Origin of the sequence: Pseudomonas sp. SORT22 (genome assembly GCF_018417635.1) — a bacterium.
Classification (GTDB): domain Bacteria; phylum Pseudomonadota; class Gammaproteobacteria; order Pseudomonadales; family Pseudomonadaceae; genus Aquipseudomonas.
This window is the reverse complement of the sequence record NZ_CP071007.1, coordinates 2947811-2967688: the sequence shown is the minus strand read 5'-3', so window position 1 is coordinate 2967688 and position 19878 is coordinate 2947811. Positions and strand designations below refer to the sequence as shown.

The 19878-nt window shown below is 59.4% G+C and carries 30 protein-coding genes; 4 read left to right on the top strand and 26 right to left on the bottom strand.

Translation table 11 applies throughout. The annotated features are described in order from the left end of the window. Positions 1 to 79: 79 nt before the first annotated feature. From JYG36_RS13710 to JYG36_RS13590, 25 genes are all read right to left on the bottom strand, one after another. Positions 80 to 379: a phage tail assembly protein gene (locus JYG36_RS13710; protein WP_134063860.1), complete on the bottom strand. Its 300-nt coding sequence runs from the start codon at positions 377 to 379 to the stop codon at positions 80 to 82. Then, positions 379 to 726: a phage tail tube protein gene (locus tag JYG36_RS13705; RefSeq protein WP_213601130.1), complete on the bottom strand. Its 348-nt coding sequence runs from the start codon at positions 724 to 726 to the stop codon at positions 379 to 381. Before JYG36_RS13705 ends, JYG36_RS13710 begins: the two co-directional genes overlap by 1 nt. A gap of 57 nt (positions 727 to 783) precedes the next feature. Beyond that, positions 784 to 2277, bottom strand: a complete 1494-nt coding sequence (locus JYG36_RS13700) for a phage tail sheath subtilisin-like domain-containing protein (protein WP_213601122.1) — start codon at positions 2275 to 2277, stop codon at positions 784 to 786. Then, positions 2274 to 2522 carry a DUF2635 domain-containing protein gene (locus tag JYG36_RS13695; protein ID WP_213601120.1) on the bottom strand — a complete coding sequence of 83 codons (249 nt, stop codon included), beginning with the start codon at positions 2520 to 2522 and terminating at the stop codon, positions 2274 to 2276. The genes JYG36_RS13700 and JYG36_RS13695 overlap by 4 nt, the downstream gene beginning before the upstream one ends. Beyond that, complete coding sequence (locus JYG36_RS13690) at positions 2519 to 3112, bottom strand: phage tail terminator protein (RefSeq protein ID WP_195883545.1); 594 nt, start codon at positions 3110 to 3112, stop codon at positions 2519 to 2521. Before JYG36_RS13690 ends, JYG36_RS13695 begins: the two co-directional genes overlap by 4 nt. Before the next feature lie 20 nt (positions 3113 to 3132). After that, complete coding sequence (locus JYG36_RS13685) at positions 3133 to 3654, bottom strand: hypothetical protein (protein ID WP_045201452.1); 522 nt, start codon at positions 3652 to 3654, stop codon at positions 3133 to 3135. Then, positions 3647 to 4009, bottom strand: coding sequence for a head-tail adaptor protein (locus JYG36_RS13680; RefSeq protein ID WP_045201451.1), 363 nt, complete (start codon positions 4007 to 4009; stop codon positions 3647 to 3649). The genes JYG36_RS13685 and JYG36_RS13680 overlap by 8 nt, the downstream gene beginning before the upstream one ends. 2 nt (positions 4010 to 4011) lie before the next feature. Beyond that, complete coding sequence (locus JYG36_RS13675; RefSeq protein ID WP_213601118.1) at positions 4012 to 4563, bottom strand: hypothetical protein; 552 nt, start codon at positions 4561 to 4563, stop codon at positions 4012 to 4014. Between the two features lie 2 nt (positions 4564 to 4565). Next, positions 4566 to 4820 carry a hypothetical protein gene (locus JYG36_RS13670; RefSeq protein WP_213604504.1) on the bottom strand — a complete coding sequence of 85 codons (255 nt, stop codon included), beginning with the start codon at positions 4818 to 4820 and terminating at the stop codon, positions 4566 to 4568. 52 nt (positions 4821 to 4872) lie between these two features. Next, positions 4873 to 6168 carry a phage major capsid protein gene (locus tag JYG36_RS13665; protein ID WP_249744346.1) on the bottom strand — a complete coding sequence of 432 codons (1296 nt, stop codon included), beginning with the start codon at positions 6166 to 6168 and terminating at the stop codon, positions 4873 to 4875. Positions 6169 to 6247: 79 nt separating this feature from the next. Beyond that, positions 6248 to 7219: a S49 family peptidase gene (locus JYG36_RS13660; protein WP_213601115.1), complete on the bottom strand. Its 972-nt coding sequence runs from the start codon at positions 7217 to 7219 to the stop codon at positions 6248 to 6250. Further along, the gene (locus tag JYG36_RS13655) at positions 7216 to 8487 is read right to left on the bottom strand and encodes a phage portal protein (protein ID WP_213601113.1); all 1272 of its coding nucleotides are present in this window, start codon (positions 8485 to 8487) and stop codon (positions 7216 to 7218) included. The genes JYG36_RS13660 and JYG36_RS13655 overlap by 4 nt, the downstream gene beginning before the upstream one ends. 2 nt (positions 8488 to 8489) lie before the next feature. Beyond that, positions 8490 to 8678: a hypothetical protein gene (locus JYG36_RS13650; RefSeq protein ID WP_213601111.1), complete on the bottom strand. Its 189-nt coding sequence runs from the start codon at positions 8676 to 8678 to the stop codon at positions 8490 to 8492. Further along, on the bottom strand, positions 8675 to 10483 hold the full coding sequence (locus JYG36_RS13645; RefSeq protein WP_213601109.1) for a terminase large subunit: 1809 nt from the start codon (positions 10481 to 10483) through the stop codon (positions 8675 to 8677). Before JYG36_RS13645 ends, JYG36_RS13650 begins: the two co-directional genes overlap by 4 nt. Beyond that, the gene (locus tag JYG36_RS13640) at positions 10443 to 10790 is read right to left on the bottom strand and encodes a phage terminase small subunit P27 family (RefSeq protein ID WP_213570596.1); all 348 of its coding nucleotides are present in this window, start codon (positions 10788 to 10790) and stop codon (positions 10443 to 10445) included. The genes JYG36_RS13645 and JYG36_RS13640 overlap by 41 nt, the downstream gene beginning before the upstream one ends. A gap of 255 nt (positions 10791 to 11045) precedes the next feature. Beyond that, positions 11046 to 11366 (bottom strand): HNH endonuclease, encoded by a 321-nt coding sequence (locus JYG36_RS13635; RefSeq protein WP_213601107.1) that lies wholly within the window; start codon positions 11364 to 11366, stop codon positions 11046 to 11048. A 3-nt stretch (positions 11367 to 11369) separates the two neighbouring features. Next, positions 11370 to 11693 carry a phage holin, lambda family gene (locus tag JYG36_RS13630; protein ID WP_150776818.1) on the bottom strand — a complete coding sequence of 108 codons (324 nt, stop codon included), beginning with the start codon at positions 11691 to 11693 and terminating at the stop codon, positions 11370 to 11372. A gap of 88 nt (positions 11694 to 11781) precedes the next feature. Next, the gene (locus tag JYG36_RS13625; RefSeq protein ID WP_213601106.1) at positions 11782 to 11970 is read right to left on the bottom strand and encodes a hypothetical protein; all 189 of its coding nucleotides are present in this window, start codon (positions 11968 to 11970) and stop codon (positions 11782 to 11784) included. Between the two features lie 196 nt (positions 11971 to 12166). Next, entirely contained in the window at positions 12167 to 12853 is a 687-nt protein-coding gene (locus JYG36_RS13620) for a hypothetical protein (RefSeq protein WP_213601104.1), read from the bottom strand. Between the two features lie 10 nt (positions 12854 to 12863). Continuing rightward, on the bottom strand, positions 12864 to 13181 hold the full coding sequence (locus JYG36_RS13615; protein ID WP_213601102.1) for a hypothetical protein: 318 nt from the start codon (positions 13179 to 13181) through the stop codon (positions 12864 to 12866). Next, positions 13178 to 14479, bottom strand: a complete 1302-nt coding sequence (locus tag JYG36_RS13610) for a tyrosine-type recombinase/integrase (RefSeq protein ID WP_213601100.1) — start codon at positions 14477 to 14479, stop codon at positions 13178 to 13180. Before JYG36_RS13610 ends, JYG36_RS13615 begins: the two co-directional genes overlap by 4 nt. Further along, positions 14476 to 14772 carry a DUF1364 domain-containing protein gene (locus tag JYG36_RS13605; RefSeq protein WP_213601098.1) on the bottom strand — a complete coding sequence of 99 codons (297 nt, stop codon included), beginning with the start codon at positions 14770 to 14772 and terminating at the stop codon, positions 14476 to 14478. Before JYG36_RS13605 ends, JYG36_RS13610 begins: the two co-directional genes overlap by 4 nt. Further along, entirely contained in the window at positions 14769 to 14972 is a 204-nt protein-coding gene (locus JYG36_RS13600) for a hypothetical protein (RefSeq protein WP_213601096.1), read from the bottom strand. The genes JYG36_RS13605 and JYG36_RS13600 overlap by 4 nt, the downstream gene beginning before the upstream one ends. Next, positions 14969 to 15637 (bottom strand): replication protein P, encoded by a 669-nt coding sequence (locus tag JYG36_RS13595; protein WP_213601094.1) that lies wholly within the window; start codon positions 15635 to 15637, stop codon positions 14969 to 14971. Before JYG36_RS13595 ends, JYG36_RS13600 begins: the two co-directional genes overlap by 4 nt. After that, entirely contained in the window at positions 15634 to 16398 is a 765-nt protein-coding gene (locus JYG36_RS13590) for a DnaT-like ssDNA-binding domain-containing protein (protein ID WP_213601092.1), read from the bottom strand. The genes JYG36_RS13595 and JYG36_RS13590 overlap by 4 nt, the downstream gene beginning before the upstream one ends. A gap of 172 nt (positions 16399 to 16570) precedes the next feature. On the opposite strand from JYG36_RS13590, the gene JYG36_RS13585 reads away from it, so the two are divergent. Further along, positions 16571 to 17161 (top strand): hypothetical protein, encoded by a 591-nt coding sequence (locus JYG36_RS13585; protein ID WP_213601090.1) that lies wholly within the window; start codon positions 16571 to 16573, stop codon positions 17159 to 17161. A 249-nt stretch (positions 17162 to 17410) separates the two neighbouring features. Here JYG36_RS13585 and JYG36_RS13580 read toward each other — a convergent pair whose 3' ends face one another. Beyond that, positions 17411 to 17587: a Cro/CI family transcriptional regulator gene (locus tag JYG36_RS13580; RefSeq protein ID WP_213601087.1), complete on the bottom strand. Its 177-nt coding sequence runs from the start codon at positions 17585 to 17587 to the stop codon at positions 17411 to 17413. Between the two features lie 88 nt (positions 17588 to 17675). Between JYG36_RS13580 and JYG36_RS13575 the strand changes: the two genes are divergently transcribed. Genes JYG36_RS13575 through JYG36_RS13565 form a run of 3 tightly spaced genes read left to right on the top strand, consistent with a single transcriptional unit; the run spans position 17676 to position 19869 of the window. Beyond that, positions 17676 to 18527 carry an XRE family transcriptional regulator gene (locus JYG36_RS13575; protein ID WP_213601085.1) on the top strand — a complete coding sequence of 284 codons (852 nt, stop codon included), beginning with the start codon at positions 17676 to 17678 and terminating at the stop codon, positions 18525 to 18527. Positions 18528 to 18572: 45 nt separating this feature from the next. Further along, entirely contained in the window at positions 18573 to 19466 is an 894-nt protein-coding gene (locus JYG36_RS13570) for a DUF6731 family protein (RefSeq protein WP_213601083.1), read from the top strand. Further along, positions 19432 to 19869 carry a hypothetical protein gene (locus JYG36_RS13565; protein WP_213601081.1) on the top strand — a complete coding sequence of 146 codons (438 nt, stop codon included), beginning with the start codon at positions 19432 to 19434 and terminating at the stop codon, positions 19867 to 19869. The genes JYG36_RS13570 and JYG36_RS13565 overlap by 35 nt, the downstream gene beginning before the upstream one ends. The last annotated feature ends 9 nt before the right edge of the window (positions 19870 to 19878 follow it).

Sequence of the window (19878 nt, the reverse complement as noted above, 5' to 3'; positions counted from 1 at the left end):
AACAACACGTCGAGCGGCCAGGCCGTGACCTCTCCCGGGCTGACTTTCCAGTACCAGGCCAGGTCGTAGGCCAGCTCGATCAGTCCGTCGATTGAGCTGAAGCGGGGGCCATGAAAAAACCAATGACCATCCACGCCAGGGTGTTCAGGTCGGACAGGTCCAACTGGTTAACCGAGCTGGGCGGGATGCCGGCACAGACGGCGATGTACTTCGACGCGGTTTCAACATCTGCAATGGGGTAGCCGCTTTCGCCCATGGTGTACGGCAGGAGTTTGATGGCCCGAACCTCCTGCACTGTCGGGCGGCGCAGGTTCAATTCAGTGACTTCCTCGGCGTGGGCTTGAATGGGGGCGTTCAGCTTGTGGGTTACGGTGCTCATTACTGCCAGTCTCCTGCAATGCCTTCAAACTTCAGCGCGACTTTCGCGTCATCGCCGGTCACTTTGGTTTCATCAACCAGATACGCGCCGCTCAGCACGTAGCTACTACCGTCGGCCAACTCGGCGGTAATGGTCATGTTGGTGGCGTTGGCCAATTTGGCCCGGGGGAAGTTGGGCGTTTTAACCGCATCGACGCTGATGTAAGGCACCAGGTCTTCTTCCTTGTAGTAGCCCCGCGTGATGGTTTCGCGCTTCTTGTCCGACAGCGGGCATTCCACGCCGCCGGTGATCGTGAGCTGTTCGCCGTCGGCCTTGACGTAACAGGTGCCCGCGACTTTCTGACCCATGAAGGGATCTCCCATAAAAAAGCCCGCGCGTGGCGGGCCGGAGTTGTACGAAAAGGGTTACACCGCTTCGGGGTACTGCAAGCGGAACTGATACGCCAGGGCGAACACCCGCAGTTGATTGACCAGATCCGGCGGGAACAGGACGCTGACACGGTTGGGGTTACGCGGATCACGCTCGACCACCAGGTACTCTTTGAACAGTTCGCTGTTCTCAACAATGCCGTCGCGCTCAAGCGCGCCATAGGCGGCGATCAGTTCGCCCCGGATCACAACCGGGGTGACGATTGCCTGGCCAGCACCGAAGCGGGTGCCGTCGTTGGCCAGCTTGCTGCGCCCGTACTTGCTGGTAATGATCCCGCGCAGGTAGCGGATAACGTGCGCCGACTGGTGCAGCGTCTCGCTGTCGAGGTAGGAGTCATCCGGCTGGCCTAGGTCGTTACGCTGGTAGGTCGTAACGGCGCGCTCGATGCGGTAGTTACCGCCGGTGTAACAGGCCGTGGCAATGCCGCTGGTCAGCAGCGATTGCCGCTCGGTCAGCATGAAGCGCTCGCTCGACGGCGCCGGTTCAATGCCTGCCAGCGCACCGGTTTGCGTCGGGCGAGCCGGGTCGGCACTGATGAACACGGCAGTACGCGCGGCCCACTGCGCCGCGATTTCCCAGACTGGCTGGGGCACGCCCTTTTCACAGCCGTGAATGCTTACGTGCGGGTCATTGCGCAGGCGCCCCGCCGCCACCAGCTGGCCCAGCGTGCCGCGCTTGGCGGTGTAGACGTGGCCATACAGCTGCTTTGCCCAGGACCAGCGCCCGGCGCTGTCATCCATTGCGACTTTCCAGGCATCGAGCGTCGCGGTGTCAGTCCAGGGCTGACAAATGAACTCGAATTCCTCATCACCCAGGGCCGCCAGGGCCTCGGCAATGTCCGGTGTTCCGGTGCCACCGGTCATGGCAGTGATGGTCAGCACCAGGCCGGCGGGGGTTACCTCGCCGTTATTGCGGCCCAGGCGATTGAGCTGCAGCTGAATGTCGTTGCCCAGCTCACCCGAAAACTTGGCCACCAGCTTCACCGCCGTGGCCTCTGCCGTGGCCTTCACCGGCATATCAGCCGCCGCGTTGATGCTATCCGCCAGGGCGGCGGCCACCACGTCAGCGGTAGCGCCGGCGACCACCGGGACACGCACACGCTGCCCGGCAATGGACAGATTCACCAGGCCGCTCACGGTGACCGTGCCCGTTACGGTAACGCTGGCTTTCGCCGGCGTGCCGACCGCCTTGAGCGGCAAACACCAGACCTCGCCGGCCGAGTCAATGGCGCGGTGCTGTTTGTGCATGGCGGCCAGCATCGAGCCGTCACCCGCGATAGCGCGGGCCTCGGCGGTGCGGGCCACCAGTACCAGGCTACCGATCTCGGGGCTGTCGGCGTCGTCGTTGACCTGGCCGACCAGCAGCCGGCGCAGGGTCGAGGCGCCGCTATTGGCCTGCGAGTTGTCGACCTCGGCATAAAACAGCGGCACGCGGATGTCGACCGGAATAGTGCTGAAACCTACGCTCATTGCGCCTTACTCCCTCGGGCTGGCTTGGATTGAGTGACGGGCTCAGGCGCCGCCACAGGTTCGGGCCCTACGACCGGGCTTTCTGCCGGCGCAGCTTCGACGCGTACTACGTCGCCGTCGCTGATACGGCGCTGCCAGTACGCGTCGTGGGGCACCTTGGCGCCCGCCTCCGGCAGCAACTGGCCGCCCTTCTCCGGCATGGGGCAGAGTCGCCCCGGTACCGGCTTCACGTGAATCAGGTTCATGGGTTCAAGTCCTCTCGGGTTTCAAGTTCGACCCGCCCGTCAGGCCCGCCAGGAGCCGCGTTCGGATCCCTCAGGGGGTCGATAAAGTCGTATCGCATATCGATGCCCTCCAGCGGAGGCAGGCCATCAAGCTCGCGCTCGTGCCACGTCTCAGCCGGGTCACCCTCACGACTACGGCCCAACTGGAACTCAGCGCTGAAGCTGTAGCGGTAGATCACGCGGGCTCGGTTGATGAAGATCAGTGCGCCCCCGCCATAGGTGATGGCGTCGTACTCGCTGCCAGGTTTCCACCCCACCAGTGCCCGCCAGATTTCCGCGCGCAGTTCGTGCAGATCCTGCGCGGCCTCCTGGCCACGTTCATCGCTGGTGTCCAACACAACAACCACGTCGAAGCCATCTGAAATAACCTGGCGGACACCGGTCTGCAGGTCATTCGGTTCTGCCTGATCGTCGGAAGCGATCACATAGGCCGATGGGTGCTGCAGCTTGGAACTGCTCGCGACTGCATCCCAGTCGATACCCGCCGCAATCCGTGTGGAAAACGTCGGGCAGTAGGCGCGCAAATGCGCGACGATCACATTTAGTCTCATCGTGGTTTCCGGTTCGGAGGTCAGTTCAAGGCGGCCGCAAATGCAGCTGATAGCAGCGCCTGCACCGATGATCTCGAGTCCTGCAAGGCATCCGCCATGTAGTTGTCGCGGGGGGTAATACGCCACCCAGCAGCGGCACGGGCAGCAAGGGCCAGCGCCCTATCGCCCTTGGCTCGGCGGTTCGATTTGCCTTTACCCATGCCTGGTGCAAGCTTTCCGGGGCGGTTTCCTTTCTTGACCCCGTAATGCAGGTAGGCCGGATAGAACTCCTTCATGGAACTGGTCTTGCGCGGAGCGATCCGCACGAGAAAGCCGGCCCGCGACACCTTGAAGTTGATCGATTCAAGGGTGGCGCCCGTACGGTTGACCGGATAGCCGTCCTGGCCTTTACCAAGCGCTAGGTTCATCTGCGCTCGTTGCGTGACCAGGCGGCCGGCTTTACGCATCGCCGCGCGGATCTTGGACTTGTCGAAGGCGTCACGCTCAAAACTGTCAAAGCCCTCAAAGTGCACATAGCCTTCGACCGAAGAACGGCTAGCCATAAACGCCCCCTCCAGCGGTCACCCCGCCGATCATCTCAACTTCCAACACCGTGAAACGATGGGCTCCGTTCAGATCAGCCACGCGACGCACCCTGTAGATTTTGGCCCCGTGCACCACCTCATGATCCTCCGAGATACCGTCCAGAAAGCGAAAGGTAACGCGGTGAGTGACCTTGGCATCCAGCTGAACACCCGCAGCGTACGCAGCGGTACCAACAGGCAAAATGGATGCCCAGCGCCAAACCTCGCCACTGAAAGCCGAGTCCAAGCCGAAGTCTTTAGCCGGCTTATCGGTGCGTTGCCGAATCATGACTCGCCGGTTTAATTCGCCCGTTGCGGGCTCCCTGAGTGCCATGATTAAAATCTCGGCGGGACAGTGATGTCCGCTATCAGATGGTCGATAAAGCTCGACGGCAACTCGGTCAGCGACTGGCCAACGACCATCAGCCCACGATTAGTAAATGCGGTTTCGGCGGCCATCAGCAGCCAGCTCAAAACACCCGGGTGCGCCTTGAAGTCCACCCCGGCGCGATAGCGAATACGCAGCCGGCCCTCAGGTCGCCCCCCCGGAAAGATCAGATAGCTCTCCTTCCCTCCTTGGCGGAGCTCTACCCTCCCTTCAAATGCCTTTTCCTGCCCGGCATCGCCGACGGCCAGCACCGATTCAACGGCAACCACCTGGCCAACATCCAGCGAATGCCCCGACGGATACGACGCTGGCCAGTCCTCCTCATAAACCGCTTCACGAATGGCCGCCCCGGTTTTCGATTCGGCCTGGGCGGTAACCCCTGGGATGATGATCTGATCGATCAGTTCTGGCTGCAGGTCCTCTGGCTCAGCCCTGCACTGAAAGGCCACCTGCTCCAGCGTCAGCACCGGCGCCCCTGTATAGGCGATGCGGCGAGCCATAATTACGGTTTCCCGCTTTCGTCCACCTGCTCACTGGCCTTGCCGGCAGGCGCTGAGCCCTCTTCGTTATCAGGCTTTTTGCTCGCAGGTGCAGGGCCGTCAGCGCCGGCTTTACCTTTCTTCGAAGCCGGCTTGCCCGCTTCTACTGCATAGCCTGATCCGATCAAGCTTTCAGCGATTCCAGCGTCAAAGCCAGCGGTTTCACCCGCGGCATAGCCGCGCCAGTTTTTCTCGAAAGTAACGATGCTTTTGCTCATGGGATGTTCCCCGGTTTTAAGTATTGGATGCCCGGCGTGCCGGGCGGATGCCTTACAGCGAGCGGCCCCATTTGACGTCAGTCATCACCGCCACAGACTCGACATGGCGCGGGCCAAAGTCATGCTTGGCGATCACACGCACGAGCGTCTGATCACGCTGGAAAGAACTGATGACATTGCCGCTGCCGTCCTTGTAGGTGGCTTCCTTGCTGAAATCGATGACCATGGCGTCGTCCTCGCCGATGAAGCAGTCGGCGAAGTCCGCGAAATGGATTTCCGAAGCATCGCCATCGGCGCCCAGGTTGATTGGGATCTGGGTAGTCGAGCCGACCGGAAACCCTTTCAGCATGTTTTGATCCAGCTCCGGGTAGGCCTTGTTGCCGTTACCATCACGCAGGGCCGCCAACCAGCGCTTGGTGCGGGGCGCCATGGCAAAGCCTGGTGCCGTCATGTTGGAGTTGGCATTCTCCAGACGCAGGATCAAGGCTGACAGGGCGAGCTCCACAGCCTGCAGTGTCATTTCCGCCGGTGCGGCGAACACGTTGAAGGCCGGTGCCCAGAAGCGCAGCCCCTTGGGCAGGTTTCCGGTGCCGGCGCCACGCAGGAAGGACAAGTCTTCAGCCGTCGCTACGGATGCCACCAGGTCGTTCACGACCAGGCGATCAACACTTGGATTAGTGCCGGAGTACGACAGCAGGTCATTACTGATCGGCACCAGGGCCGCCAGCTTCTTCGACGAGAGTTTCAGATCGTCGAACTGCATGTCGGTGGTCGGCATGTCTTCTTCAGTGCCGATGTAACCGACAACTGCACCACCCTTAATTCGCGGTACCGTCAGGTTGCCGTTGTGCAGCGGCAACGACACGGCGCCCAGGCTGCGTACCACCGACTTCGGTCGTAGCAACTCGATCACTTCGCTGGAGAAGTTCTGCGGTACCAGTACGCCGCCGGCACCGGGTGTGACGGTGCTGAGCGCCATGGCGATTTCGGGGTTGTAGCCGGAATCTGCGGCCATTTTGGCGGCGGCATGCTGGTCGCCACGTGCGGCAGCCAGCACGCGCACCATCTGCGCCATGTTGGCACCTGGTACCGGCTTGGCGGTGAACGGACCGCTGATATTGCTGGGTGGACCATTCAGACCCTGAGCACTCTCGTTGACAGGTACTGCGCTTGCGGTCGCCATTCGCTCAGCGGCTTCTGCACGCGAAAGTTTGTCCGTGAGAGCATTGAACTGGGTGCTGAGTTGTTCGAACTGGGCCAACTGCTCGACGCTGAGCGAGGTGCCCGCGGCTTCAAGCTGGGCCAGGGCCTGGATCTGACTGTTGAGAGTGGCGCGTTCGCTACGCAATTGAGTTACGAGGGACATACTGCCTCCTGGGCATAAAAAAGCCGCCCGTAGGCGGTTGGTATCACTGCCGCGAACGCGGTCAGAGTTGGGTCTGAATGGCGAGCGCTGCGGCTTGCACACTGATTCGTTGTCGCGGTTGGGCGCCTTGTCGCTGGGCTCGACTGAGTGCGACCGCCTGAGAAAGATTGTCTACCGCGAGCTGGGGCGCTTCGAGGCGATCGGCCAGGCCGGCGGCAATAGCCGCTGCGCCGCGATAGCAGGCTGCCTCGGTCGCGATGATGTCTGCCACGTCACGGTTGCGATACTCGGCGACATGCGTGGTAAAGAGCTGGTAGCTCTCCTGCACGATATTGTTGAGCACCTGCTGGGACCGTTCGGTCAGTGGCTCGTTTGGGCTCAAGTCGTTCTTGTGCGCCCCCGCGAACACCGTGGTCACTTTGACGCCCATACCGTCGAGCATCTTGGAGCGATCCATGTGGCTGGCAATCACGCCGATGGACCCCACACCCGATGTCAGGCTGACCACGACTTCGGAGCAAGCAGCCGCGATCAGATAGCCGCCGGAATACGCCATGAAATTGACCAGGCCGGTGATGGGTTTGACCTTGGTAGCGGCACGGATGTCAGCGGCAAGCTCGAAAGCCCCCACTGCGCTGCCCCCAGGGCTGTCGATATCGAGCACGATGTGTTCAACCAGCGGGTCAGCTACCGCTACGTTCAGTGCGGCGCGTAGTCCTTCGTAGCTGGTCATCGTTTCGCAGGCATTCAAGTGACTACCGCGGCTCACCAGTACGCCATGGACCGGGATCACCTCAACACCTGTTTGGGCGATAGCAGCGCGGCGCTGCTCTTCGCGGCGCTCCTGCTCAACCTGGTAGTCCTCTTCATCGTGGAACAGCATTGGACCAGCAGCCGCGCCGCCCACGCCTAGATTGACGATGTTCAAGCTCATGGTTTGGTTGGCCCAGCGCACCGCCAGGTCCAGCATATCGGGGGTCGTTAGCAGCGGCTGATTGAACAGCAAGCTGGCAGCGCGCAGATGTCGTTTCATGCAGCAAGCATCCTCAGGATATCGTCGCGCTGCTGCTCGAGCTGGGCGCGGACGTCAGGGTTGTTAATGTCGGGCAGGCCGTGGGCAACGTCGGTCATGTTCAGCGGCTGTAGATAGCTATCGCCGTTGGCAACGGGCGGCATGTTTTCCAGCCGCCGGATATCGTTGATCGACAACCAGCCCCATTGCCTGCCGATCGCGTAGGCGTCGTACCGACTTTTCTGGTCGCCACGTAGCAGGCCGGAGAGGTTGAACTCGATGAAGTACTCGCGCCGCTCCGCCGGTAGCAGGAAGTCGCGCATCATTGCCTGCTCGTGGCGCTTGACCCACGGCACCAGGGCAAAGATCACGTATTGGATCAGCAGTTGTTCAAGGCTGTTGTAGCTGGCCTTCTCCAGCTCGTTGATCATGTGCGGTGGAATCTTGTAAATCCGGGCGATATCCAGGCCAGTGGCTTTGAGTATGCCCAGCAACTCGGCGTCGACGTTGTTCATTGACACCGGTTTGAAGGTCATGCCTTCCTGCAGCATTGCGACCTTTTTCGCATTGTCGATCCCAGAGAACTTGTTGCCCCACTGGTCGAGAATCCGATCGATACTGCCCTGCTCTTTGATGGGCGGCGCCTCGCGTGGACGCTCGATAACGCCGCTGACTGCAGTGCCATTGGCAAATGACTTGCCTGCGTATTGCCTCACCGCCTGCGCCAAGCCAACCGCATCGGCATGTAGTTCAACGGGTGAAAGGCCCGTGTAGTGATTCTTGGTGTGCCATCGCACATGATGGACCAGCCGCATAGGCAGAGGATCGTGCCCGCCAATCCGATAGACAGGCCGCAGATCTCCTCCCTTGAGTACCGTCACCTTGTCGTTGCCCAGCGGATAGAGCGCCTTAACTGAACCATCGTCGTTGCGCTCGATGTAGCTGTAGCAATTACCGCGCAAGCCCAAGGCGAATTGGCCAGCTTCGCGGTACTCGTAAGGGGTCTGCCAGGGGTTTGGCTGATAGCGAAGAACGTCATAGAGCGGGTGGGCCGTAGCAGATTCGCGCTTGCCGTCACCCAGTCGGCGATACAGTTCAAGTGGCAGCTGGCCCACGCTCTCGGCCAGAAGCGTGACGCAAGTCTGCAGAACAGTAATTGCAAGCGCGCTGTCTGGAGTTACCGTAACCCCAGCCGCCGAGCGGCTAGAGCCGATCAGGCCCCGCCAAAAGCTGCTTCCCCCAGCGGAGACCAGCCCCTCATTGGCACCGAGAAGGTTGCTGAAGAACATGCTCAGCCTCCCTCAGGCTTATGATTGATTTGCATGCGAGCGGCCGCTTTGTCAGCGAGCCAGGCCCAACCGATGAGGCCGAGGCCCGCAGTAATGAATGCCGCGGGCACATTGATCAGAGCGACGCCGGCGACCAGCGAGCCGAAGCCAACCAGGCCGGCAACCCATGCAGCGATTGCGATGCTGTTCAAACTCCAACTCCTTCGTCGTATATGGAACTGCCATTGCTTCCGGATGACGCAGCGCCGCTGATGCCCGTGGCCATGATCGCGGCGATGATGCCGTCGATCCGACCTGTTGCCTTCGCCTTGTCTGCTTTGCGGTTGTTTGCAGGGTCGGAAACGATTACCGCGTTGCCGGCACACCACGTCATTACCGGATTGCCGTCATGGCGCAGCGACTCCACCGCTTCTGCCGTGACCGCATCGTCAAAGAATTCCTCGGCTTCATCTTCAGGTCCCGGCTGAAGCTCCGTCATTCCCAGCAAACGCCGCTCGAACTCATCAACTGCAGGCCCCATGTCCTTGAAGCCCTGACCGAACTCAACGAGTTCGGGCAGCGTGATGTCGTACTCGACCATCAGCTGACGCATGTCTTCGATCCGCCAACGGTCAAATGCAATCTTGTCCACCTGAAAGAAATCGCAGATCGTCTGCATCCTGCGCAGCACGTGTAGCTTGCTGATCGCACGCCCAGGGGTTGTTTCTAGATCCCGCGATTTGATCCACGCGGCGTAAGGCACCTTGTCGCGGACTTCGCGCTTGTCCAGCTCGTGGTCAGGAATCCAGAAGTACGGGAGCAGTCGCCAGTGCGGATCCTCATAGGTCGGATAGAACAGCAAAACGAACGATGTCAGATCGGTCGTGCTGGACAGATCCAGGCCGCCAACGCTGGGACGATTGCGCAGCAGCGACATCGGCACGCGCTCTTCAGCCTGGCTCCAGACATCCCACGAGATCCAGGGCGACTCTGCGCCAGTCCATTCACAGAAGTTCAGGCGGCGCACCATTGCCTCCTTGCTCGGCATGCCTCGCGCCTCTGTGACCTGCTCTCGCAAGTACTTCATGCCTGGGAGGTCGGCGTCTTGCAGCGATGGGTTTGATTTGAACCAACAGCTCTCATCCCTGATGGGATCATCGCCCTCATCAAGCGAGCAGATGTAGGCGAAAAAGCCGTCATCGATCAATGATCCCGCTGCCACCCTGGTGCCGTACTCGTGGTATTCCCAGCACGGCCCGCGCTTGTTGGAGCCGCTGTTGGTGATCATGAAGATCAATGCCTGCTTACGGCTTTTTGTGCCGGCTCGCATCATCTCCACGACCATGTTGGTCTTGTGCTCGTGCACCTCGTCGATCAGTGCCATGTGCGGCCTTGGGCCGGACTGGCCATCATCCGAACTGATCGGGCGAAAGAATGACCCCGACTTGAGGTAAGCCAGGTTCCAGATGTTTTGGCCGGTGCCGCTACAGGCGAGGCGCTTGGTCAGCTCCGGCGACTGCTGGACCATCGCAACGGCATCACGGAACAGGATCATTGCCTGATCCTTCTTGGTCGCAGCCGCATAGATCTCGGCGCGAGCCTCATTGTCGCTGACCAGTCCTTTCAGTCCGACGCCGGCGGCCAAGGGAGACTTGCCCGAGCCCTTTCCGCTCTCGACATACACAACGCGAAAGCGACGATAGCCATCCTCAGACTTCCAACCAAAGATGCTGCCGACGATGAATTTCTGCCAGGGCAGCAGCTCGAACGGCAGCCCTTCGAACTCCCCACCATTGAGCTTCAGAACAGTGCGATAGAAGCGAATGGCCTTGTTGGCCTCTTCGAGATCCCAGATCAGCCCGCGCTTAGGTCCTTCCTTCAGATCCCGAAGATGGCGAGCGCAGGCGTTTCGGATGTCGGGCCCCGCTGTCCGCTGGCCGGAATGCACTTCCTCGGCGTACTGGGTCGCCGGATCTTCAACCGAAGAACTCCGCGAACTCGTCTTCTTTTGGCTCATCGTCTTTTACTTGGACCTTGGATCGAGCGGCCGGAGTCAGGCCGAACTCGACCAGGTAGCTTTTGAAGCGACGGTCGACGTCGGCCAGCATGGCAACTGCCGGGTTCGCCTTGAGTACCAGCTCACCTTGGGTGCTGGTGGTTTCGTAGGTGCGCCCCTGTGCATCGACCAGGTCGCGCAGGGCAAGAATTTCGGCGTAGCAATCACAGAGCCGCTCCAGCGCGAAGCCATCGGCTTCAGTGAGCACCCCCATGCGATCCAGCAGAACCGTGAGGCGTCCCCATGCGACCTGGCCTTCACTGCTCAAATGTCCTGGCGCGCTGGGAATACGCTTCGCAGGCTTGGGTTCGTTCTTGTTGATCGGACGCTTACCAGGATTCCCTCTGACAAGCTTCAGCTCCGTCGGAGTGGGTCGTCTCCCGGCCATTGTTTGCTCTCAAAAAAAAACTTTTCATTTCGCGGTTTTGCACAAAGAGGGGGGCGAACGGTCAGGAAAAGCTTCGCAAAAAACTTTTTACCCCCCCTACCCCTGGGAAGAGCGCTTGACGGGGCCTGTGAGGGCTCAGGAGGGCCGATTCCAGTGGTGCCGTGGGTCCAGAGGCCTGCCGCTGACGTCGCAACCAACCTCGCGCCCTGACTTCTCCAAACGCTGCTTGTAGGAGCTGTGGCAGTTGGTACATAGCGATTGCCAGTTGCTCCGATCCCAGAACAGGGACATGTCGCCGCGGTGTGGTTTGATGTGGTCAACGACGGTGGCGGGCTTAACGAGACCGTCTTTATGGCATCGGGTACACAGCGGATGGCTGCGTAACCAGCCTTCGCGGGCCTGCTGCCAGCGGTAGCCATAAGGCTTTGGCTTCTTGCCTTCTGCGGGTAGAGTCATGCGTTAGCCCTGCGCCTTGCGGGACAGGAACAGATCGGAGTATCCCCGCAGCTTCTCCACACCCATGAAGCCAACAGCACCGCCGGCGAAGGTGGCCATGCCCTGCGGCAGACCCATCCATTCGAGCAGCGGCACCAGGGCCAAGGTGATGAGGCCGCACAAGGCACCCTCCAAGAACATCTGCCGGCGTGTTCCGCCGCCGTACACAACGCGCAGCGCGGCGATTACAACGGACAGACCAGCAGCGTAGAGCTGTGGCTGGTGGGCGATCACCCAGGCAATCACTGCGGCCCACAGGCCGGGGTCCTTCTCAGGCATGTTTGGCATCTCAATTCCTCCCGTTGCGGGGAGCACAAAAGAAAAAGCCCAGCGCTATGGCTGGGCTCTGATAAAAATTGTGGCTAGGGAAACTTAATTAGTCGTCGCCCGGCTTCCTGACATTGCGATTACGTTCGGGCTTGAGCTCTTTCTGCTTCAGAAGCTCAATCTCATCCTTCGCTAGCGCCTCACTTGAGAAAGGAAGGGGGTACGGCTCTCCATCCACATACACGTTCCAGATCTCAAAACCATCAATCGTATTCTTCTTCCAAGTGTAAATAGCCATTGCATCTCCTTTGTTCAGAGGCAACGAATACCACTCAGAACGAGGAGTCGCAATTAATGCCGGATACATGTTGATAAAACAGCACAAACAAAAAGCCCGACTCAATGGCCGGGCTTCTTTGGTCACTCCTCAACACGCGCAGGAATGACAGGATGGAGATAATTTCGCTCACTCGCTCACTGATGTCAACAGGGAATCACGCCGCGTCTTTCATCAGCAGTCCTTCAGCCTCCAGAATCTCCCGCACCTCGGCCAAGGCGTCGTCTACCATGCCATCGAGCTTCTCGTTGATCTGTGCTCTCCAGCGACGGCGCGTTGGCTCGGGGGTGGCATCCAGGTCCCAGGTGTTCATGTCGTAGAAGCTGTCGGCCAGGATGATCACATCCTCTTCCAGCGCCTCGATCCGGCGCTTTTCGGACTGCCCCGCAGCAACTGCAGCATTCACCGTCGCCTCGCGGCGCCATGGCGATGCGTCGAGAGGCACCTCAACCGACACTGAGCGCGGCGCCTTCCGGCGAGCCCCCTTCAGCTTAGGGATCGCCCAGGCCGTCACCGCCTTGTAGATGAATAGCGCCGGCGCCGGGCTCGCGATGAGCGGCCTCACCAGCGTGATGGCCTGAACCTTCTTCGCCTTGCTGGTGCTGTACTTCGCGACCAGCGCATCCCAGTGCCGAGGGATCAGCAGGTGATGCAGGCGCGCTGACAGCCAGTAATCCACCTGGGTGCGGTCCAGCCCGTGCGACTGACCGCCCAACGAGGCCAGGCAACCACCCTCCTCTTCGGTTGCCTTGTACAGCTTCTGCCAGGCCTGCCCTTTCGCTGCTCCCTTTTCCCCCGCAGCCAATGCTGCAACCACTGCTCCCGATACGCTTCCGTAGACCATGTCCTTCCCCTCAATCCAATGTTCTGTTCGAACCGCCGGCACCGCGGCGGTTGTTGTCCTGGTAAATCGCCTCCGGCCCACTGGCCCGAGGCTGTTTCAATTCGTTGATCTGTCGCTGTACAGCCTGCAGGCGCAGGCTCAATTGGATGACCAGCTCTTCCACCGGCAGCGCCTCACCCGTTGCGGCGGCCACCCAACCCGAGGCGTTGCATTGCACGCAGGCCAGGTCATGGAACACGCCCTTGATCACCGCTTTGCCACGGCACGCCGGGCACTGGGCCAGCTCCATCGCCTGCTTGCGAAACGCCGGTCCATGGCTCTTGATCATGCTTTTGAAACCTCGCTATTAACAATTTTCGGAATTACCTTGCAGGCCACGTCGTTCAAGGGCTGCACAGGGTTTTGCGAATCTTCATATTGGGCGCCTGTCAGGTTGTGAACCGTGTTGAACCCGCGCTCATCTAACCAGGCGTGCCACTTCTCCAGTGCGGCCAGACGCTGCTCCCGGGCCTGGGTGTTGATATAGGTCGAGGCGATCTTGCCCAGCGAGTGGTTCAGCAGCATCTCGCCGATATGGCCGTCGATGCCCAGGTCAGTCCAGGCGGTACGGGCGACCTTGCGCAGGTCATGGCTAGTCCATTCGCCCTGGCCCAGACGGGTGAACACGGCGCTGGCCTGACCCTCGCTCAGTGCCCGACCACGCCGGGACGGGAACAAGTAGATACCCTCGTAGCCCTGGGCGGTCTGGGCGGCGCGGTACCGGCTCAGCATGGCCTTGACCTGGGCGGTTAGCGGCAACCGGTGCTCGGTGCGGGTCTTGGCGTGCTCGGCCGGAATGAACCACTCGTTATCGGCCATCGAGATATCGGACCAGCGCGCCAGGCGGGTCTCCCCCACCCGGGTGCCGTGGCACAGCATCATCAGCGCGAGCATGGCCTCGCCGGGCTCAGTGTCGAACAGGCCGGCCAGCATGGGCACCAGCTCGACCAGGTGTACGCCACGCAGCCGGGCCGGCTTGGGCATGATCCGGGCCTTGGTGAAGTCGACGAACTTCAGCGCGGCCATGGGGTTGGTATCGATCAGCCCTAGCTTATGGGCTTGACGGAACGCGACGACCAGCAGGCCAAACAGTTGGCGCACGTAGGACAGCGAAAGCACTTCCTGCGCGGGCCACATCAACAGCTTGTCCAACTCAGGTGCCGACACGGCCCGAATCGGCAGATCGGCCAGCCGTGGTTTCAGGTGGCACGCAATGGCCGACTTGGCGCCGGTCTTCCGCTTGGCCGACAGCGAGCGGTCGCGACTCATGCGGTCGCTATACCAGTCGAGCAACTGGCCCACGGTGGACAGGCCGCCCAAGGCAACGGCGGCGTCTGGATCACGTAGCAGGCGCTGACGCAGCGCAGGCAGCTCGGCCAGCACCGCGGCGGCGCCCAGCTCGGGATAACGGGCGATCTGGTTCCAGGCCTTGCCCTTCACCAGGTACCACGACCCGCGCTGCCGGTCCTGGCCGAATCGCAGGTAAAGGCCGGGGTGACGCGGGTCGCGCAGGTCATGCACGGCGGGGTCGGCGGCCTGCCGGCGGATCTCGGCGTCGGTGAACTTCACAGCGCGAGTCTTGCTCATGCGGCAATCACCCCTTCACGGATCAGCAGATCCTGGGTACGCATCACGCCTTCGGCGTGGTACTGGCGCGCGGTCACACGGTCAACAAACTTGCTGCGGCCGCCGCATGCATCGTGACAGGCGCTGCAGGCATGGGCGCCCTGCAGGTCATTCGGCTTCATGCCGACGCCGCAGGTGCCGGCCATGCGGTAATGGGCCAGCACGGTAGTGTTGGGGTCGCCGTTGCAGACACCCGGAATGCGTACCTGGCATTCCCGTCCGCGGGCGGCTTTGGTCAACTTGGATTGCTTCATGAACGTTCGTCCTTGTGAAGATCAACAACGAGCCAGGTGGATGGCCACAGCTTGCCGCCATGAGCTCGGGCGACCTGCTCGTCTCGGTAAATGGCAACAGGCGGCTCAGGCTTGTCAGAGAGGCCGAGCAAGTGGCTACGGCAGTACAGTGCCCAGCGGTACTCCGTGGGATCGGGAGGAAGCAGCATTGGATCGATCATGCTCGGGCACCTCGAGCGGACCGCAACGCGTCAAGCGCGGCACGGCCAACATCCAGCGAGCGCGGAGCAGCTGGTGCAGCGAGCTCAGCAACCGGAACCGGGCCAAGGCTTTCGCCCTGCCAGATCTTCCGGCACTGCGCCAAATAGTGTTTCTCGAAGCAGGTCAGGCCAAGTTCACGCGACATCAGCGGCAGGCTGTGAAAGCCGACCGTGGCCGTGGCGTGGTAGACCGCCGGATGCATCCACTTCGCCGCCGATCGCATGGCCGGATGGCAGTTGCGAAGCCCCTGGGCGTAGGCCTTGTCGGTACTGGGTAGGCCCAGACCTTCCGGGGCAAAGCACCAGCTCACGAACACGCCAGGTGCCGGAACAAACGGGGACTTGCTCGCGCTCAGCACCCGCATGCCGTGGTCGATCTGCTCCAGGCGGGTAATGCCCGAGCGCATGAACTCTCCGAGCCACTCCAACTTGGCCGCATTCATCACAGCCTCGGTTGGCCAGGACTGGCGCCAAGCCCCGCAAGCGCCGCGCAAACGCAAGAACAGATCCTCAATCACTCGCTGGGTGGCTGGGTCAATCGGCATCGCCCCAGGCTCTACCGGTGGCTGGTAGGCGGGATCAGTCCGGCGGTTGGCCAGCAATTGGCGGACGTTGGTTGCGGTCATACTCGAACTCCATTCTTGGCCCAGTCGGCGCCGGCCTCTTCCTGCTCAGCTGCACCTTTTGCTCTTTCGGTCTTGACCCACTTGGCCAGCCGGAAGCACCAGCCGCCGTTGCTGTCGAACACCCGCGGCTTGGCGACGTAGTAACCCAGGAAGCTCTGGAGCATTTCCTCGGTCAGCGCCTCCAGGGCCAGGCCTGCCAATTTCAGCTGGGTGGTTACCAGGTCAGCCGGTGGGTTCCACTCGGCGAACATGGCAAAGCGCTGCCGGTCGTCCTGTGATTCGATGGCCTGGCGATCCTGCTTCATGATCATGTCGGCCAAATCGCGCGGCTGCTGCTCTTCGGTTCCTTGATGGTTCACTGACGGATTGGGTGCAGCTGCTGCACCCCGTTCTGCGTTTTCCTGCACCCCGTTCTGCTGTGAGCTGCACCCCGTGCGGTTATCTGCACCCCGTTCTTTACGAGGTGCAGCAGATGCACCCCGTTTTAACTGAAGGTCATAAACCACTGGGCGCCGGTCGCGGCGATCGATGTAGGCAGCGGCGATTGCTTGATTGCCTTCGGCGATCCACCCACCCTTCTCCAACTCATCCAGTTTCAGGCGCACGGTGCGCTCGGACAGGCCGGTGTCTTCGGAGAGGGTTCCAGCAGATGGGAATGCACCGCGCCCGTCGCTGCCGGCATAGTTGGCCAGACACAGGAGAACATGGCGCGCAGCGGGGTTATCCAGAGCAGCCTTGGGGATGGCCAGTGCCCAAGTCATGGCTTGAACACTCACACCCTGCCCCCACTCTTCCACGACCCGTACTGACGCGACAGCTTTGGAGAAATACCGAAAGCTGACGCGCTAGCCCTGGAGTTGATTGCCTCGACTGTAGTGTGCATAATCGACCCTGTTATGTTTTGAAGAAGCCGCCCTGCCAGGCGGTTTTTTTATGCCTGCGATTCAGGCGTTATGGGCGTCCGGCGCATCCGTGGTAGCTTTTTGCTTCCACACGAAAAGGCCATCGGAGGCCGAACATATGAGTCTTAATAGAGACCTGCAGAAACGAATCCTGGAGCGCATTTCTGCGGCTTATCCATACAGCTTGCCCGACAGTGAATACGACGAACTGGCGGAGGCCAGCGGGGAGGAAGTTCTTGATGCCAATCTCTACTATCTGATTCAGCACGGACTGATTGAAAACTGCCTGCGGGTCGCAGACAGGGAAATCTTGGTCAACACCAGCCTGATGAAATGCACTGCCAAGGGCATGGATTTTCTGGCTGATGACGGTGGCCTTAGCGCTATTCTCGACACAGTGACGGTCAAGCTTCATGAGGACACGCTCCGTCAGCTGATCGAAGCGAAAATCCAGGCTGCCGACCTTCCAGAGGAAAAGAAGAGCGGGATTCTGAAAGCTCTGCGAGAAGCTCCCGGCGAGACCACAAAACAGCTGATAACGAAGTTAGTGGACCTGGGCATGGAGAATGCGCCGAAAGCACTTCCGCTAATTCAAACGTTGCTACAGGGCGGCCCCCCCTGAACTCATCAGCGCTGCGCACACGAGCGAGGCGAGCAAAACCGAGAAGCTCGCCCTGCCCCCACAGTTCAAGGAACACTTCCTCGAGGTCGGACTCGGTTTGAAGGAAGAGCTCGGTCGATGATGGGGATTTGCGTCCCTCAAGCGCTAGAAGCGTGAGCAATTTCATGTGGGTTTCCCTACTGGTTAAATTCACAGCTAAACCTGATCACTACTGGCGCAATGCCAGGAGCTGGATAATTCGTTTCGTACTCAGGCGGCCCCGCTTTGCTGCTTGGCCTTCAGGGCGCCCCTGGTAATTCGCTCAATCTGGTACTGCCGCAGCTCCGGCACTTCATCCCACTGGCGAATTGCCTCGTAGGTGACGCCGAGAGCCTTTGCCAACACCGAGATGGACCCGAAATGTTGAATTGCTTGGCTTTTGGTCATGGCGACCTCCTTTGCTTGTCTCGATATTCAAGCATGCTTGTATTTTCAAAACAAGCATGCTTGCCAAGCACTCTTGTAGATTGCCCACATGAAAATCACTGACCGAATTACGAAACTCGTACTCGCAAGGAAGCCCACGATCGGCGTTCGGAGCGTGAAGCGAGACATTGCGACCACATGCGGCATCAGCTACGAAGCCGTTCGCCAGTGGTTCGCAGGTGACACCGAGAACATCAAGAACGAGAACCTGGTTGCTATCGCCGATGGATATGACACAACCGTGGATTGGCTTCTTGCCGGCAAAGGCGAGCCACCGAGTAAGCGGGCGCCTGGGTCGGCTGGACTGAACCTCCCTCCCTCGTCGACGTCATCGGCAGATCTGGTGCAACGGATGCTCGAAAAGCACGGCAAAGGGTTGTCGGAAGAGGCGCGCCGGAAAATTGTCCAGGCAGTAGAAGCTGACCCATCGGGCTCAGGCGGCAGCAGTAACTTGCTCGCAACTAATATCGCTACAGAGGGTGACATCTCTGTCCCCCAGTACGACGTCCGCGCCGCCATGGGCCATGGTCAGTTGCCGCCTGAGTACAGCGAAGTAATTCGGAACGTGGTCATCCGCGAGGAGCTGCTGCGCGACAAGGGAGTGGCATACACCTCACCTCAAGCGCTGGCGATCATCACTGGGTGGGGCCAGAGCATGGAAGGCACGATCAACGACAAAGATCCCGTGATTGTCGACCGCGGAGTCAATGACTATGCGGGCGAAGGGGTGTACGTGCTGAGTTGGCACGGGGACCTACTGATCAAACGCTTGCAGCGGAAAGATGAAGATCACGTCTGGCTGATCTCAGATAACCCGAAGAACAAAGATCTTGAGGCCCGGATCGACGACGTAACGATCCATGCAAAGGTACTTCTGGTATGGAATGCAAGAAAAGTCTGAACCACCTCCAGAGCTGAGGGAAAGTTGCGTTTAAAGGAGTAACCGGTGAAACCTGAAAAACAACGAAGTTACGTCTTCGACTTCTACTGCTTGAACTCAAACCAGAACGATCTATTTTCGACTCCAACGGACATTGCTTTTGAGCGCCTTCTAAACGAGGAGGCGTATGGGAATATTTCTCACTACGGCTCCACAAGAGAACTATTCGGGCTGACTTATCGTAAGGAAAGCAACTCCTACGCTGGACAGATTCGCAAAATCCGAAAAGCCGACTTGCCAGAGGTCGGGGCTCCAGGAAAGCACAGCAAAACAATTGAGCTCAATGCTGACGAAGGCGTAATTGAAAAAAATTTCTTTGTATTCTACAAGGAAAATTCTTTGCTTGTGATGCATCGCAACGATACTGGGAACACTGGAAGTCATCTAGCCCAACTATTAACCGGGACGACTGGTGTAGCATTTTTTGCCGGCCCTCTGATTCGTCCGGACCAAGCAGAAAAGCTCCTCAACAACAAGCTGAATATCAAGAAATTCTCCGTCAAGATCCCGAAACCGACTAATCCAGAGCTGTATCCACAAGACAGTATAAGCGCCAAGACCATCGAGCTCCTTAATCAGTCTGGTGCGGATAGCTTAGATGTAACTTTCACAATTGACCAAAAACTTGACACTAGTGCTGGTCGCCTCACAAGTGCCCTTCAAAGTGCAATTGGATCGTTATTATCAATGGGCGCGACAAAAGCAAAGTTAGACACAGATGAAAATGGCAAAATATTGCCTATAGACTTAATCGCAAACCGTATATACTCGAAGCAATACATCAAGACGAATTCATTTTTTCCGCCGAGTGAAAGCATGTACAGACTTGCCGACCAAGCGAAGGAAGAACAGAGGGAATTACTCGATGAATATTTCGGGAATACTTCAAGAATCATTTAAACTATTGATTGCAGCAGGTGCAACAATAGTTTTTCACCGCAGAGAGTTTTCTTTTCAGCCTAGTGACATAACAACACTAGCCAATGCAATTGCAAGTAGCTCCGGGACCATTTTAGGCTTTTTAATAACAGCGATTGCTTTAATGGCGTCAGTAATGGACAGAGGCCTACTGAAAAACTTACGCGCCACGGGAGGCTACCGGGTACTGATTTCAGGAAGTTTTACGTGCGCAGCCCTTTTCTTGACTCTACTAGCATTGTCGCTGTCTCTGCTACTGCCAGGAGCGAGCCAAGCACATTGGTTGCTTTTAGCCACCATCTTTGTGGGGGTGCTTGCCGCTATAAACCTGGCCCTTTCAGGCCTTGGTTTCTACAGGGTGATCATGTCAATCAGTAGGAGCTAACGCTTGAAT

Coding starts and splice junctions, on each gene's coding strand:
- JYG36_RS13710 (WP_134063860.1), bottom strand. CDS start 379: ATGAGCACCGTAACCCACAAGCTGAACGCCCCCATTCAAGCCCACGCC.
- JYG36_RS13705 (WP_213601130.1), bottom strand. CDS start 726: ATGGGTCAGAAAGTCGCGGGCACCTGTTACGTCAAGGCCGACGGCGAA.
- JYG36_RS13700 (WP_213601122.1), bottom strand. CDS start 2,277: ATGAGCGTAGGTTTCAGCACTATTCCGGTCGACATCCGCGTGCCGCTG.
- JYG36_RS13695 (WP_213601120.1), bottom strand. CDS start 2,522: ATGAACCTGATTCACGTGAAGCCGGTACCGGGGCGACTCTGCCCCATG.
- JYG36_RS13690 (WP_195883545.1), bottom strand. CDS start 3,112: ATGAGACTAAATGTGATCGTCGCGCATTTGCGCGCCTACTGCCCGACG.
- JYG36_RS13685 (WP_045201452.1), bottom strand. CDS start 3,654: ATGGCTAGCCGTTCTTCGGTCGAAGGCTATGTGCACTTTGAGGGCTTT.
- JYG36_RS13680 (WP_045201451.1), bottom strand. CDS start 4,009: ATGGCACTCAGGGAGCCCGCAACGGGCGAATTAAACCGGCGAGTCATG.
- JYG36_RS13675 (WP_213601118.1), bottom strand. CDS start 4,563: ATGGCTCGCCGCATCGCCTATACAGGGGCGCCGGTGCTGACGCTGGAG.
- JYG36_RS13670 (WP_213604504.1), bottom strand. CDS start 4,820: ATGAGCAAAAGCATCGTTACTTTCGAGAAAAACTGGCGCGGCTATGCC.
- JYG36_RS13660 (WP_213601115.1), bottom strand. CDS start 7,219: ATGAAACGACATCTGCGCGCTGCCAGCTTGCTGTTCAATCAGCCGCTG.
- JYG36_RS13655 (WP_213601113.1), bottom strand. CDS start 8,487: ATGTTCTTCAGCAACCTTCTCGGTGCCAATGAGGGGCTGGTCTCCGCT.
- JYG36_RS13645 (WP_213601109.1), bottom strand. CDS start 10,483: ATGAGCCAAAAGAAGACGAGTTCGCGGAGTTCTTCGGTTGAAGATCCG.
- JYG36_RS13635 (WP_213601107.1), bottom strand. CDS start 11,366: ATGACTCTACCCGCAGAAGGCAAGAAGCCAAAGCCTTATGGCTACCGC.
- JYG36_RS13630 (WP_150776818.1), bottom strand. CDS start 11,693: ATGCCAAACATGCCTGAGAAGGACCCCGGCCTGTGGGCCGCAGTGATT.
- JYG36_RS13625 (WP_213601106.1), bottom strand. CDS start 11,970: ATGGCTATTTACACTTGGAAGAAGAATACGATTGATGGTTTTGAGATC.
- JYG36_RS13620 (WP_213601104.1), bottom strand. CDS start 12,853: ATGGTCTACGGAAGCGTATCGGGAGCAGTGGTTGCAGCATTGGCTGCG.
- JYG36_RS13615 (WP_213601102.1), bottom strand. CDS start 13,181: ATGATCAAGAGCCATGGACCGGCGTTTCGCAAGCAGGCGATGGAGCTG.
- JYG36_RS13610 (WP_213601100.1), bottom strand. CDS start 14,479: ATGAGCAAGACTCGCGCTGTGAAGTTCACCGACGCCGAGATCCGCCGG.
- JYG36_RS13605 (WP_213601098.1), bottom strand. CDS start 14,772: ATGAAGCAATCCAAGTTGACCAAAGCCGCCCGCGGACGGGAATGCCAG.
- JYG36_RS13600 (WP_213601096.1), bottom strand. CDS start 14,972: ATGATCGATCCAATGCTGCTTCCTCCCGATCCCACGGAGTACCGCTGG.
- JYG36_RS13595 (WP_213601094.1), bottom strand. CDS start 15,637: ATGACCGCAACCAACGTCCGCCAATTGCTGGCCAACCGCCGGACTGAT.
- JYG36_RS13590 (WP_213601092.1), bottom strand. CDS start 16,398: ATGACTTGGGCACTGGCCATCCCCAAGGCTGCTCTGGATAACCCCGCT.
- JYG36_RS13585 (WP_213601090.1), top strand. CDS start 16,571: ATGCCTGCGATTCAGGCGTTATGGGCGTCCGGCGCATCCGTGGTAGCT.
- JYG36_RS13580 (WP_213601087.1), bottom strand. CDS start 17,587: ATGACCAAAAGCCAAGCAATTCAACATTTCGGGTCCATCTCGGTGTTG.
- JYG36_RS13575 (WP_213601085.1), top strand. CDS start 17,676: ATGAAAATCACTGACCGAATTACGAAACTCGTACTCGCAAGGAAGCCC.
- JYG36_RS13565 (WP_213601081.1), top strand. CDS start 19,432: ATGAATATTTCGGGAATACTTCAAGAATCATTTAAACTATTGATTGCA.